General features: G+C 32.8%; 11 protein-coding genes and 1 pseudogene. 8 read left to right on the plus strand and 4 right to left on the minus strand.

Translation table 11 applies throughout. The annotated features are described in order from the left end of the window. Positions 1 to 173: 173 nt before the first annotated feature. From CAB05_RS11200 to hemY, 4 genes and pseudogenes are all read left to right on the plus strand, one after another. Positions 174 to 2,309 (plus strand): transglycosylase domain-containing protein, encoded by a 2,136-nt coding sequence (locus CAB05_RS11200; protein WP_371870399.1) that lies wholly within the window; start codon positions 174 to 176, stop codon positions 2,307 to 2,309. Between the two features lie 337 nt (positions 2,310 to 2,646). After that, a pseudogene (gene hemE / locus CAB05_RS11205) lies at positions 2,647 to 3,690 on the plus strand (uroporphyrinogen decarboxylase). Positions 3,691 to 3,712: 22 nt separating this feature from the next. After that, positions 3,713 to 4,645: a ferrochelatase gene (hemH, locus tag CAB05_RS11210; protein WP_087999922.1), complete on the plus strand. Its 933-nt coding sequence runs from the start codon at positions 3,713 to 3,715 to the stop codon at positions 4,643 to 4,645. Positions 4,646 to 4,674: 29 nt separating this feature from the next. Continuing rightward, positions 4,675 to 6,096, plus strand: coding sequence for a protoporphyrinogen oxidase (gene hemY, locus CAB05_RS11215; protein ID WP_087999923.1), 1,422 nt, complete (start codon positions 4,675 to 4,677; stop codon positions 6,094 to 6,096). A gap of 73 nt (positions 6,097 to 6,169) precedes the next feature. On the opposite strand, the gene yhfH is transcribed toward hemY, so the two are convergent. After that, complete coding sequence (gene yhfH / locus CAB05_RS11220) at positions 6,170 to 6,289, minus strand: protein YhfH (RefSeq protein ID WP_371870381.1); 120 nt, start codon at positions 6,287 to 6,289, stop codon at positions 6,170 to 6,172. A 178-nt stretch (positions 6,290 to 6,467) separates the two neighbouring features. Here yhfH and CAB05_RS11225 point away from each other — a divergent pair, with 178 nt between their 5' ends. The 4 genes from CAB05_RS11225 (at position 6,468) to CAB05_RS11240 (ending at position 11,370) form a co-directional block, all read left to right on the plus strand. After that, positions 6,468 to 7,199, plus strand: coding sequence for an MBL fold metallo-hydrolase (locus CAB05_RS11225; RefSeq protein ID WP_087999925.1), 732 nt, complete (start codon positions 6,468 to 6,470; stop codon positions 7,197 to 7,199). A gap of 15 nt (positions 7,200 to 7,214) precedes the next feature. Then, positions 7,215 to 8,204 carry a lipoate--protein ligase gene (gene lplA, locus CAB05_RS11230; protein ID WP_087999926.1) on the plus strand — a complete coding sequence of 330 codons (990 nt, stop codon included), beginning with the start codon at positions 7,215 to 7,217 and terminating at the stop codon, positions 8,202 to 8,204. 128 nt (positions 8,205 to 8,332) lie between these two features. Then, a complete protein-coding gene (locus tag CAB05_RS11235; RefSeq protein ID WP_087999927.1) occupies positions 8,333 to 9,868 on the plus strand; it encodes a fatty acid--CoA ligase family protein in 1,536 nt (511 codons plus the stop codon). 239 nt (positions 9,869 to 10,107) lie between these two features. Then, positions 10,108 to 11,370 (plus strand): M48 family metallopeptidase, encoded by a 1,263-nt coding sequence (locus CAB05_RS11240; protein ID WP_087999928.1) that lies wholly within the window; start codon positions 10,108 to 10,110, stop codon positions 11,368 to 11,370. A gap of 129 nt (positions 11,371 to 11,499) precedes the next feature. Here the strand turns inward: CAB05_RS11240 and pstA are convergent, their stop codons facing one another. The 3 genes from pstA to CAB05_RS11255 all read right to left on the minus strand — a co-directional run bounded on the left by pstA (position 11,500) and on the right by CAB05_RS11255 (position 14,243). Then, a complete protein-coding gene (pstA, locus tag CAB05_RS11245; protein WP_235821433.1) occupies positions 11,500 to 12,312 on the minus strand; it encodes a phosphate ABC transporter permease PstA in 813 nt (270 codons plus the stop codon). A gap of 65 nt (positions 12,313 to 12,377) precedes the next feature. Continuing rightward, on the minus strand, positions 12,378 to 13,298 hold the full coding sequence (pstC, locus tag CAB05_RS11250; protein WP_087999930.1) for a phosphate ABC transporter permease subunit PstC: 921 nt from the start codon (positions 13,296 to 13,298) through the stop codon (positions 12,378 to 12,380). Positions 13,299 to 13,367: 69 nt separating this feature from the next. Then, entirely contained in the window at positions 13,368 to 14,243 is an 876-nt protein-coding gene (locus CAB05_RS11255; protein WP_087999931.1) for a phosphate ABC transporter substrate-binding protein, read from the minus strand. Between the last annotated feature and the right edge of the window lie 13 nt (positions 14,244 to 14,256).

A 14,256-nucleotide genomic window follows, 5' to 3' on the forward strand; every position in this document is an offset into this window, starting at 1 on the left:
TTTACCTATTCAAGAAATATATCGGTAATCCTCTAAAAAAATGCTAACGAATATATTGACGAAAAATGTATTTCCAAGGAAATAAGTAGCGAAAAAAAGAAATTAGTGACTAATCAATGGGAAAAAATGGATATACTATGATGGAAATGGTATGAGAAATGTAGGTGAATGATTTGAAAAAATGGGGATATTTAGCAATAGGACTGTTAAGTGTCCTATTAATCAGTTTTATTGGATTTTTACTCATCGTTTTTTTAGGAAACTATGTAATAGATGAAGAGAAGCTTGTCATCCACTCTTCTTCTGAAATGGTTGATCTTGAAGGGAACTTTGTTTCGAAATTATATAATGAAAACCATCAAATTGTTTCGATAGATGATATTCCAGAATATACACAACAGGCGATTGTATCAATAGAAGATGAACGTTTTTACAAGCATCACGGGATCGACGTCCAATCAATATTTCGGGCAATCATACATGACTTAAAGGCATTTAGTAAAGTTCAAGGTGCAAGTACACTTACACAACAACTTGCTAAAAACGTGTTTTTAACAAATGATAAAACATTTATGAGAAAGACGAAAGAGGTTATTATCGCCATTAACCTCGAAAGAAAATATACAAAGGATCAAATTTTAGAAATGTATTTGAACCAGGTGTATTTTGGACATGGAGTATATGGTATTGGTGGTGCATCTAAGTATTATTTTGGGAAGGATATAGAAAATCTCTCATTAGAAGAAAGTGCCTCTTTGGCTGCATTATTAAAAGCTCCTTCACATTATGATCCAGTTTCTCAGCCAGAAAGAGGTTTAGAACGTAGAAATTTAGTCTTGTATAAAATGCTAGATAATCATTACATTACTGAAGCGGAATATCGTAAAACAAAAGCCAAGCCTACAGAGTTGAATATTACTGAGCAGAAGTTTGAAAACGGCTATGCAACTTATATTGACATGGTTATTAAAGAGGCTAAGGAAAAATACGATATCTCATATGATGAGTTGTTGAATGGTGGTTATAAAGTAGTTGTACCAATTCATAAGAAAACACAGTTAACAGCATATCAGTATTTTAAAAATGGAAACTACTTTCCTGGTACTGATGAAAATGCGGAAGGTGCATTTGTTTTAATTAATTCAAAAACAGGTGGAGTTGAAGCAGCCATTGGAGGAAGAAATTATTACTTCCAAGGATTAAATCGAATTAATGTAAAAAGACAACCAGGATCAACAATTAAGCCATTACTAGTTTATTCGCCAGCACTGGAGACAGGTAATTATAATCCATATTCATTAATACCTAATGAACAGAGTGCCTTAGGTGATTATAAGCCTAAAAACTATAATAATGAGTATTCAAAGAATATGACAATGTATAAAGCAATACTTGAATCAGCAAATGTGCCAGCAGTTTGGCTACTAAACGATATTGGTATAGAGGTTGCTAAAAATTACTTAGAGAAAATGAATATAAGTATTCCAGATAGAGGACTAAGTATGGCATTAGGTGGGCTTAAGAATGGGTTAACACCATTAGAACTCGTGAAAGCATATAGTACCTTTGGTCACGAAGGAGATGCATTAGAACCATTCGTAATAAGTGCTATCTATGATCATAACAATGAATTAATAGCGAATGCGAAAATTAAAGAATATAAAGTATTTTCATCTCAGACTTCTTGGTATATGACTAAGATGCTAAGTGGTGTTGTAAAAGAAGGTACAGCCGATAAAGGTGTATTCGAAGGAGATTTAGCTGGAAAGACAGGGTCTACAAATATTCCAGGTCAAACAAACGGTAATAAAGATGCATGGTTCGTAGGATATACACCAGATGTAATTGGTACCATATGGATGGGTTATGATAAGACAGATGCGAAGCATTTTTTACGAAATGGTAGTACTTATCCAACTATTTTATTTAAGAAGATTTTAAGAGAAGCTGGAAGAGAACCGACTACTGAATTTGAAAAACCTAAGAATATCGCAGACTTAGATTCTCCAATTGAACTAGAGCCGATTAGTAATCTAAAATCGAAAGTATCTTTCTCTCCATTTGGATTATTCTCGGTGAAATTAACTTGGAAAGTACCAACTGATGAAAGACAGCAATATCATATTTATCGAGTAAAGGATGGAAAAGAAAAATTAATTGATACAGTTACAGGTGTTGGCGAATATCGTGATGCTTTTGTAAATGTATTTAATGTTTCTTCATATTATGTCGTTCCTTATAATCCTCAAACAAAAGAAGAGGGTGAGAGGTCTAAACTTGTCAATCCAAACATAAGAAATAAAGAATAGACATTTTAAGGCTCTCCTTCTTATCTAAAGATTTGAAGGAGAGCTTTTTATTTGTGGATTTATAGTCAATTGACAAACAACACTCATCAACTGATAAAATATTAATTATAATAATTATTAAATAATAAAAATTATATAGTTTATTATTCGATATTTTAGTTATATTTTGATATAATTTTTATGGGAAAAGACAAATAGTTCAATCGACCTAGTAATTGATAAAAAATGTAAATTAAGTGAACATTATGTGTCATTAATCAAGTTATCTATACAATTCAAGGTCCAATCAGTATATTTAATAGTAGAGTTTGGAAAAGTGAAAGGGAGACTTTTGAGGATGAAAAAAGATTTTAACGATACATTTCTAAGAGCGGCAAGAGGAGAATCAGTAACGCATACGCCAGTTTGGTATATGAGACAAGCAGGACGTTCTCAGCCAGAATATCGAAAAATTAAAGAAAAATACTCATTATTTGAAATTACTCATCAACCAGAATTATGCGCTTATGTAACAGCGCTTCCAGTAAATCAATATAATGTAGATGCTGCAATTTTATACAAGGATATTATGTCGCCACTACCTGCGATTGGCGTAGATGTGGAGATTCAATCAGGTGTCGGTCCGGTTATTAGCAATCCAATCCGTTCTTTAGCAGATGTGAAAAAGTTAACTGATATTCATCCAGAAGAGCAATTACCTTACATCTTTGACACGATTAAATTACTTACAACAGAAATGCTTTCAGTACCGTTAATTGGATTTGCAGGCGCACCATTTACGGTTGCAAGCTATATGATCGAATGAAGACCTTCTAGAAACTATAATAAAACAAAATCATTTATGTATGCAGAGTCTGAAGCATGGTTTGCTTTAATGGATCATTTAGCAGAAATGACAATTAAATATGTAAAAGCTCAAGTTGATGCTGGGGCTAGTGCAATTCAATTATTTGATTCATGGGTTGGCGCATTAAATGCAGCAGACTATCGTATTTATATTAAACCTTGTATGGAGAAGATCTTTACAGCACTAAAAACTTTCAATATCCCGACAATTATGTATGGTGTTGGAGCAAGTCATTTAATCCATGAATGGAATGATCTTCCTATAAATGTCATTGGTTTAGATTGGAGAACTTCTATCACAGAAGCACGTTCACTTGGAATTACAAAAACGCTTCAAGGAAATCTAGATCCATCATTCTTATTAGCTCCATGGGAAGTAATCGAAGCTCGTGCGAAGGAAATACTTGATGAGGGCATGGCAAATCCAGGTCATATCTTTAACTTGGGTCATGGGGTATTCCCAGAAGTAAATCCAGATACTCTTAAACGTTTAACTAGCTTTGTACATGAGTATTCTTCGAGGGTACAAGTTTAAAATAAAGGACTATGGTGATGACATGAAAGAGAAAATTGGTTTATTAGTTATGGCATACGGCACGCCATATAAAGAATCAGATATTGAACGATATTATACAGATATTCGTAGAGGTAGAAAGCCTACCCCTGAAATGTTAGAGGACCTAACTGATCGTTATCGAGCAATCGGTGGAATTTCTCCATTAGCTAAAATAACGTTAGAACAAGGGAAAGCTTTAGAAAGCGATCTAAATGAAATACAGGATAAAGTAGAATTTAAAATGTATCTTGGTTTAAAGCATATTGAACCATTCATTGAAGATGCAGTTGACCAAATGAAAAATGATGGGATTACAAAAGCAATTAGTATTGTACTTGCTCCTCATTATTCTACTTTCAGTGTGAAATCTTATAATGAACGTGCTACAAATCATTCAGAAAAGATCGATGGCCCAATCATTACACATGTAGATGATTGGTATAGAGAAGAGAGATTTATTCAATATTGGGTTAGAGAAGTTGAAGAAATTCTGGAACCTATGAATGATAACGAAAGAGAAAAAACTGCTTTTATTTTCTCAGCACATAGTTTACCAGAAAAAATTCTTACTTACGGCGATCCGTATCCAGAACAATTAAAGCAAACAGCTGAGTTAGTTGTAGCACAGGCAGACATTAGGCATTATTATCTTGGCTGGCAAAGTGCCGGTAATACACCTGAACCATGGCTTGGACCTGATGTACAGGACTTAACACATGAATTAGATGAAAAATATGATTTTGATACGTATGTGTATTTACCTCTAGGATTTGTAAGTGAACACTTAGAAGTACTTTATGATAACGATATAGAATGTAAGTACGTAACAGAGAAAATACAAAAAAGATATGTTCGTCCACCAATGCCAAATACAGATCCATTATTTATTAGTGGGTTAAGTACGGTTGTTTTAAGAAAGTGGAATGAACAATAAATAGTGTTTTCTAAATAGGAGGACTATAGATGAAAAAGAAGGTTGTCATTTTAGGCGGAGGAATTACTGGTCTGACAGCTGCCTACTATTTGAAACAAGAGCAAAAAAAACAAAACCTTCCAGTTGATATTCAGTTAATAGAAGCATCAACGAAGCTTGGTGGGAAAATACAAACAGTTAGAAAAAATGGTTTTGTCATTGAACGAGGACCTGATTCGTTTTTAGCTAGAAAAAAAAGCGCATATCGCCTTGCAGAAAATCTTGGTATCCAAAATCAGATTGTTCATAATACAGCAGGTAAAGCTTATGTATTGGTAAATAATCAACTGTATGGAATGCCAGAAGGTTCAAATATGGGAATTCCAACCCAAATAAAACCATTCCTATTCTCTGGACTTTTTTCACCAGCAGGAAAAGTACGAGCAGGACTTGATTTTGTACTTCCGAAAACTCAAGTTGAAGGCGATATGTCTTTAGGTGCTTTTTTTAGAAGAAGGTTGGGAAATGAAGTAGTTGAAAACTTAATTGAACCACTTTTATCAGGTATTTACTCAGGTGATATTGATAAGATGAGTTTAATGGCAACTTTCCCTCAGTTTTTTCATCTTGAGCAAAAGTATCAAAGCATTGTTCGTGGTATGAAAAAAGAAATGCCAGTTAAAAAATCAAAAGGTCCTAGAAAAGGAATTTTCCAGACTGTAAGTACGGGTTTAGAAACGATAGTAGAAAGAATCGAACAAGAACTTGATCAAAATGAGATTTTAAAGGGTGTACAAGCCATTAAGATTGATAAAAAGAATAATGTATATGAAATTACATTAAGCAATCAATCAAAAATCGAAGCAGATTCAATTATTGTTGCACTTCCGCATCGTGTTATTCCAGATTTATTTAATGAAGATACTGTTTTTGAGCCATTCCGAAAAGTTCCTTCAACTTCTGTAGCCAATGTGGCACTTGCCTTTCCTGAAAGTGCAATTAAAAACGATATAAATGGTACAGGTTTTGTTGTTTCTAGAAATAGCGACTATAATATTACGGCATGTACCTGGACACATAAAAAATGGCCACATGCTTGTCCGAAAGGGAAAGTATTGCTTCGCTGTTACGTAGGACGACCGAAGCATCAAGATATTGTTGATCAAACTGATGAAGAGTTAGTTAAAATCGTTTTAGAGGATTTAAGGAAAACTATGGACATCGCAGAAGAGCCAGAGTTTTACGTTGTATCAAGATGGAAAGAAGCAATGCCTCAATACACAATTAATCATCAAGAGCGTACGAAACATATGCAGCATTACTTACAAAATGAAATGCCTGGTGTATCTGTTATAGGTTGTTCATTTTATGGTTCAGGCTTACCAGATTGTATAGATCAAGGTGAGAAAGCAGTAAAAGATACAATTCAATATTTATTTAGTGGTCAAAAAGAAGTAGTTCCAAGTTATTAATAAGAAAACAGAGCAGTCTATAAGTTGATTTAAGTAGGGCAACTTGAATCAACTTTCGACTGCTCTTTCTATTTTAGAAGCTATTTTTTAAACAGTTAGAACAAGTATTACTGTAGCAATCATGTTGCTCTTCAATCGTCGAATTACATTGTAAACATTTTTTCTTAGGTAAAAGTTTTAAAAATTCGGACATTTTAACAAGCACGCTACCCACTCCTTTGAGTTATCTTATTAGCATTGTATTACTACAATGTATTAAATGTCAATCTGTATTAGTACAATTTTAAAAATAATATAAATGCCTAATCTTTAATAAAACTAATAAAGTAATATATCCAAGGTATAATAAAATCGAAGGAGTGAAACAATTCATGAAAGTAACTGTGATTGGTTATTGGGGCGGTTATCCAGAAAAAGGAGAAGCGACATCTTGTTATTTATTTCAGGAAAAAAATTTCTCACTATTAGTAGATTGTGGCTCTGGCGCATTAGCAAGCTTGCAAAATTACATAGACTTAAAAAGCATAAATTGTGTAGTTATTTCGCATTATCATCATGATCATATAGCTGATATTGGCGTACTACAATACTATAAAATTATCAATGCCGCAAATGACGGTTATGCATTACCAATTTACGGACATGGACTTGATCAAGAAAAATTTAAAGCTTTATCGAATAAGCAAGCTACGATAGGATACGAGTATAACCCTAATGAAGAACTAAACTTAGGTCCATTTACAATTCGTTTTTTGAAAACAAAGCATCCTGTAGATTGTTTTGCGATGAGAATTGAAACAGCAGATAGTACAGTTGTTTACACTGCAGATTCTAGTTATATGGAAGAATTTATTCCTTTTTCTAAAGATGCAGATTTACTTATTTGTGACTGCAATATGTATGAAAATCAAGACGGCACAAATGCAGGACATATGAATAGTAAAGAAGTGGCGACAATTGCACAACATTCAAATGTAGAACAATTGCTTTTATCACATTTACCTCACAGTGGAAATACAAATCATTTAATAGATGAAGCACAAAAGTATTATAATGGTCCTATTCAGACTGCTTATACAGGATTTGAATGGAAATCAATTTAATATAGGAGGACTCACATGCTTTTTTTAGATAATAGAGGAATTACAGATCCAACGTTAAATTTAGCAATGGAAGAATATGCTTTAAAGCATCTAAATCCAGAAAATACATACTTTTTATTTTATATTAATGAACCATCTATCATTATTGGGAAGAATCAAAACACAGCTGAAGAAATAAATGCAGCATATGTAAATGATCATAATATACAAGTTGTCAGAAGATTATCTGGTGGCGGAGCGGTATATCATGATTTAGGGAATTTGAACTTCAGTTTTATTACGAAGGATGATGGTGATAGTTTTCATAACTTTAGAAAGTTTACAGAGCCAGTAATCGAAGCGCTTAAAGAACTTGGAGTAAATGCTGAGCTAAGTGGACGCAATGATATATTAGCAGAAGGTAGAAAAATATCTGGAAATGCACAATTCTCAACTAAAGGCAGAATGTTTAGTCATGGGACATTACTTTTTAATAGTAATATAGACGAAGTTGTCAATGCATTGAATGTAAAGCTTGATAAAATTCAATCAAAGGGAATTAAATCAATCAGAAGTAGAGTAGCTAATATTAAAGAATTTCTGAAAGAAGATTTAACAATCGAAGAATTTAAAGATTTGTTATTACAATCTATTTTTAAAGAACATGGGGCAATTGAGCGCTATGAATGGTCTGATGAAGATATAAAAAATATTAAAGAGCTAGCAGATAGCAGATACCGTTCATGGGATTGGAATTACGGAAAATCTCCTAAATGTAATATTCAACAAAGTAAAAGATTTGCTGCAGGACAAGTTGATATTCGCTTAGAAGTAAATAAAGGCGTCATTGAATCTGTTAAAATTTATGGTGACTTCTTTGGTGTTGGTGACGTGTCAGATTTAGAGCAAACGCTAGTTGGTACAAAATTTGATCAACAAGAAATTGAGCGCAAATTACAAGATGTTAATTTAAGTTATTATTTTGGAAATGTAACGAAAGAGGAATTTTTAAGCCTATTTGTTTAAAAAGAGTGGATCTCCACTCTTTTTTTATTGCTTTTAAACAAGTAATATTTCTATCTTGTCAGAAATGTTTTCTAGCAATATAATATATTTAGAATATTTTAAATTATTTTTAAAAAGGGGGTAATTTCTTGAATTTAGTTCATACGCTTTCACAAACTGCATTAAAACATCCTGAACATACTGCTGTAATTTTTGAAGGGCAATCATTTAGCTATGCACAATTGAATACATACATAACAAAGTTTGCTAGTGGTCTTTCAAAATTAGGAATTGAAAAAGGGGATAAAGTTGCATTAGTTGTTGGTAATTCCCCACATTTTATTATTGCACTATATGGTGCGTTAAAAGCTGGAGCGGCTGTCATACCAGTTAATCCACTATATTCACCAGACGAATTAATTTATATTCTAACAAATGGTGATGCCAAAGCTGTCATTACATTAGATTTATTTCTTCCACTAGTTGAAAAAGCTTCACCAATTCTTCCTAACATTGAACACTACATTATTTGTGAAACAAAGCAAGAACATCCTTATGATTTTTCAGACAATAAATTGAAATCGTTTACAAATGTAGTTGGCCTTGGAGATTTAACATTCGAAGGACCAGAACTACATGAAGATGATTTAGCAGTAATTTTATACACTTCAGGTACTACTGGTAAACCAAAAGGTGCGATGCTTACTCATAAGAATTTATATTCTAATGCAATGGATGCTGGTCATTTCTTAGGATTTACTAGCACTGAAAAGGTAATTGCAACGCTACCAGCTTTCCATGTTTTCTGTCTAACTGTAGCGCTAAATGCACCATTAATGTATGGAGCAACTGTTATATTTGTACCGAAGTTTAGCCCAAGTGAAATATTTAAAATCATTCGAACGCAAAAAGCAACTGTATTTGCTGGCGTTCCAACAATGTATAATTTCCTATATCAATATCCAGAAGGTAAAACTGAAGATTTTGAGTCAATTCGTTTATGTATTTCAGGAGGCTCATCATTGCCGGTAGCATTATTAGAGAATTTCGAAAAGAAATTTAACGTAATGATTTCAGAGGGCTATGGATTGTCAGAAGCTTCACCTGTAACGACATTTAACCCTTTAGATCGTCCTCGAAAAGCGGGATCAATAGGCACGAATATTAGCAATGTAGAAAATAAAATTGTCAATGAGCTAGGAGAAGAAGTTCCGGTTGGTGTCGTTGGTGAATTAATTGCACGTGGTCCAAATATCATGAAGGGCTACTATAATATGCCAGAAGAAACGGCAATGACAATTCGTGATGGTTGGTTATACACTGGTGATTTAGCACGTAAAGATGAAGATGGCTATTTCTATATCGTAGACCGTAAAAAAGAAATGATTATTGTGGGTGGATTTAACGTTTATCCACGTGAAGTAGAAGAGATCCTTTACAATCATCCTGAGATTGTAGAATGTGCTGTAATTGGATTGCCTGATGATAACTTCGGAGAGAGTGTCAAAGCTTATGTTGTGTCTAAAAATCCTTCATTAAGTGAAGAAACATTAGTAGAATATTGTAAAGCTCATTTAGCAAAATATAAAGTGCCAAAATCTATTGAATTTATTTCAGAGCTTCCAAAGAATGCAACTGGAAAAATTCTAAGACGAGCATTAAAGGATTCAATAACACAATCATAATTAGCTAAAATGAAAAGGTACTTCCTGTTAAAGGTTGTACCTTTCAGTTTGTATGGAAAGAAAAAAGCTAAGAGATTCAGTCTGAAAGGTACTACCTATTTGGGGTTATACCTTTTTTTGTTAGAAAGCATACATACAAGTTCTATGATTTCATAAAATGAAAAGAGCGTGTTTTATTATTTTTTTTTTATGTTCTAAAATTTTGGACAAAGTTGATAATATAGAAGTGGGGGGATTACATGAAACAGTCGAAGAAATCAAAAGTATCAAAGTTTATTTTGATTGGCTATCTTGCATATATCATTTTTGTATTATTATACTTTTATGTTTTCACAGATTCTAACTTGCCAGCAAAATACAAAGGTACATTCGTTGATCCAAATACATTTATGGACCATAAAGAAGCTAAAATTAGTACAAGTTATAGTACACTTAAAAATGTTTTGTATTTTATTAGCATACCATTGGATTGGATCGTTCTTTCACTTTTATTGTTAAGTGGTATTATTGGGAAATTAGGTGAATCATTAAAGAAACTGACTCGATTTCATTTTATTCAAGTATTCCTCTATTTCTTTTTTGTTTCAGTCTTAACTTATTTAATCACATTACCTCTAGACTTATATCGTTTTAAACTTTCTACGAAATATGGATTAACCGTACAATCTTTTAATAGTTGGATGAAGGATGAGATTATTGGATTTTGGGTAAATTTCGCTATTATGTACTTTGTCATTTATGTTGTGTATCTATTAATTAAAAAACAACCGAAAAAATGGTGGATCACAACATGGTTATTAAGTATTCCATTCACTATTTTTCTTACATTTATTCAACCAGTAATCATAGACCCTTTATATAATGACTTTTATCCATTAAAGGATAAGAAATTAGAAGAGAAAATCGTATCTTTAGCAAAAGAAGCAAATATTCCTGCTCATAGAGTGTACGAAGTGAATATGTCAGCTAAAACAACTACATATAATGCGTATGTAACTGGAATTGGTAAAAACGCTAGAATCGTTCTTTGGGATACTACACTTAAAGGGCTAACAGATGAAGAAATATTGTTTATCATGGCCCATGAAATGTCTCATTATGTTAATAAAGATATTTATAAAGCGATGTTTGGAACATTAGTTGGTAGTTTAGTCGGATTATTTATTATTGATAGATTAATGAAGCTTACACTATCAAGGAATAGAGAATATAATTCACCTGATAAAATGATGGTTGTGTTAACGTTATTTTTATTATTTAGTGGAATCGTAGGATTTATCTCGGAACCAATTTCGAATGCAGTTTCAAGGCATGCCGAGAAAAAAGCAGATTTATATGCTGTTAAGCTGACCAATGATGCAGAAGCAGGTATCATTGCTTTTCAGAAATTATCAAAAAATAGCCTAACCCAAGTAGACCCACCATTCTTAGTAAAATTCTTCCGATATGATCATCCTACAATGTTAGAAAGAATGAAATATTTGGAGGAAGCTAAAAAATAATATAACTCTAAATTGAGTAATATAATTTTCAGTGAGAAATGAATAGAGAAAACGTAATAATACTTAGAACTAACTTAATAGTAGTTTAGAAAAAACACTTGGTATACTCCAAGTGTTTTTCTAATTTATTTATTTTTTCTTAAACATAAAAGGAAGTCGTAATACGATAGATAATAATAAAATGATAACAACAAGTAAAGCAGCTGATTGATCAGCAATTTTCATTGCATCCTCAACTAAAGCTTCAGATTGAATATACCAAAGCTGAACAGGAAGGGTAGCACCAGGACCAGTTAATGAGAAGTCCCACATTTTATCAGAGGCACTTGTACCACCTGCAAGTAAAATTACAGCTGATTCACCCAATGCTCGACATGCTGTTAATGAGATACCAGTGAAAATTCCTTTTAATGCTGCTGGAAGTATGATTGTTATAATACAAGTTGCTTTTGATGCACCTAATGAATAAGAGGCTTCGCGATAGCTTAGTGGTACATTACGAATTGATTCTTCAATAATACGTGTTAAGGCTGGTAAATTTAAGAATGATAGTGTAATTGCAGCTCCAATAACAGTTAATCCAACATCAAAAACTTCTACAAATAATACATAGCCGAATAATCCGAAAATAATTGAAGGCACGGATGCTAATGCTTCAACACAAGTACTAATCCAATCAGTTAATTTATTTTGTTTTGCATACTCTGCTAAATAAATACCTGCACCAAGTCCGATCGGAATTGATATAACAAGTGAAATGAGTAAAATATAAAATGTGTTAAAAAGAAAAGGACCTACTCCTCCACCAGCATCTATTTCCTCTGGTAATCCTACGAGAAAATGAAAATCAATCGTTGTTAATCCTTTACTCAGAATCTTCAATAATAAGAAAAGAATGATCCCAAAAGTAAAAATAGTAATTGATGATAAAAGGAGTTTCATAACTTTACTTATTGTTCTGTTTTTCTTAATGCTTTTTTCAATATTTATAGGAGTCCTAGTCATCTTCATGCTCCTTTTTTGCGTAAATTTCGGATGATAATTATTAATAATAGTGAGATACATAATAAGATAAAGGCCATCATATACAGTGCGTAATTCCAAGTAGAGTCATAGGATACATTTAATATTTCCATTACGATATTACTTGTAAGGACAGAAGTCGGCATTGTTAATGATTTTGCGATTTGTGCAGTGTTCCCAATAACCATGACTACGGCCATCGTTTCACCGATTGCGCGTGCCATTCCAAGAATAATTGCAGTTGTGACCCCAGAGCTAGAAGCCGGTATTAGAACTCTACGAATCATTTGAAAATGTGTACTTCCAAGTGCATAGCTTGCATCTTTTAAATCATTCGGAACGGCCATAAATGAATCTTCTGAGATTTTTACAACAGTTGGAATACACATCAATGTAAGAACGAGCGAAGCAGCTAGTAAACCACTACCTAAACCTGTCTGAAATGTGTCTCTAATTAATGGAATTAGTAAAGTTAAACCAATATAACCATACACAATGGATGGAATTCCAACTAAAATATCTAAAGTTAATGACAAAAAATTGCGAAGCCATACTGGCGCAAATTGCGTATTAAAGATCGCAATACTTAATGAAATTGGAACTGTAAATAATAAAGTCAATGCTGTTAAGCTCAATGTACCGATTATGAAAGAACCAGCACCAAAGTGATTTTCATAAGGCTCCCATTTGAATGATAAGAAAAATTCTTTAAATGATACATCATGAAATACATGAATTCCGGTTTTCCCAATAAAATAAACAATTGTAAATAAAATAATTCCTAATATTAATGAACTACAAAAACAGGCTATTAGAAATGAACGATTAAAAATAGTAGATTGAAATGTAGTTTTCTTTTGAGTTTGTCTGAAAACTTGAGATATTTCTACTTGTGGAATAGCCATGAATGTCCTCCTTTTCAAAAAACAAACCCCACAAATATGGGGCTTGTTTTATCTATGCTTCTTATAAAATTACTTCATCTCACTAACAGGAATGAATTTTAAGCTTTTAAGTGATTTGTTTTGGAATTTGCTGCTTTGCATAAATTTGATGAATTTCATATTCGCTTCTGAAACATTACTCTTTGTAATTAAATATCCGTAACCCCAAACTGGGTATTTTTTAGCTTTTACATTTTCAACAGTTGCTTTCACGCCATTATAGCTTAATGCTTTTAACCCACTTGAAGGTGTAATATAAGCTAAATCAATATAACCGATTCCATAATCGTCTCCAGCAACTTTAGATTTCATTAATCCACTACTTGAAACCTTCTCTACGTTTGATCCAGAATCCTTAATATCTTCCCCTTTTAATGCTTTTTTCTCAAAGTTTACACGTGTACCTGAACCAATACTTCTAGTGTAAACATTGATTTTTTTATCAGGACCGCCAACTTGTTTCCAATTCGTAATTTTACCTGTGTAGATATCTTGTAGCTCTGAAGTTGAAAGATCACTTACAGGATTATTTTTACTTACCACTGCTGCAAACGGGATAACCGCAATTTTGTAAGCTTTTAAATCAGAGAATGTAGGTAATCCAGTTACTTTTTCAGATGTCGCATCCCAGTCAGCTGCACCAATCGTTGCTGAACCTTTTTTAACTGCCTGTGGTCCAGCGATTGAAGAAGAACCAGATACAGAAATTTTAATTTTTGGATTTGATTTTTTAAATTCTTTAGAAGCTTGGTTTGTTAAAGGAAGTAATGCAGTAGAACCAGCGATAACGATACGATTTTTATCAATTGCAGCTCCAACATTGTCCTTTGTATAAGTATTACTTGCACCAAATGCAAGAGCAGTTGTTAATACAGCGATAGATAGTTTTTTTGTCATCATTTTCATGTTTGATTTCCCC

Source organism: Gottfriedia solisilvae (genome assembly GCF_002128405.1).
GTDB classification, from domain to species: Bacteria; Bacillota; Bacilli; order Bacillales; family Bacillaceae_G; genus Gottfriedia; species Gottfriedia solisilvae.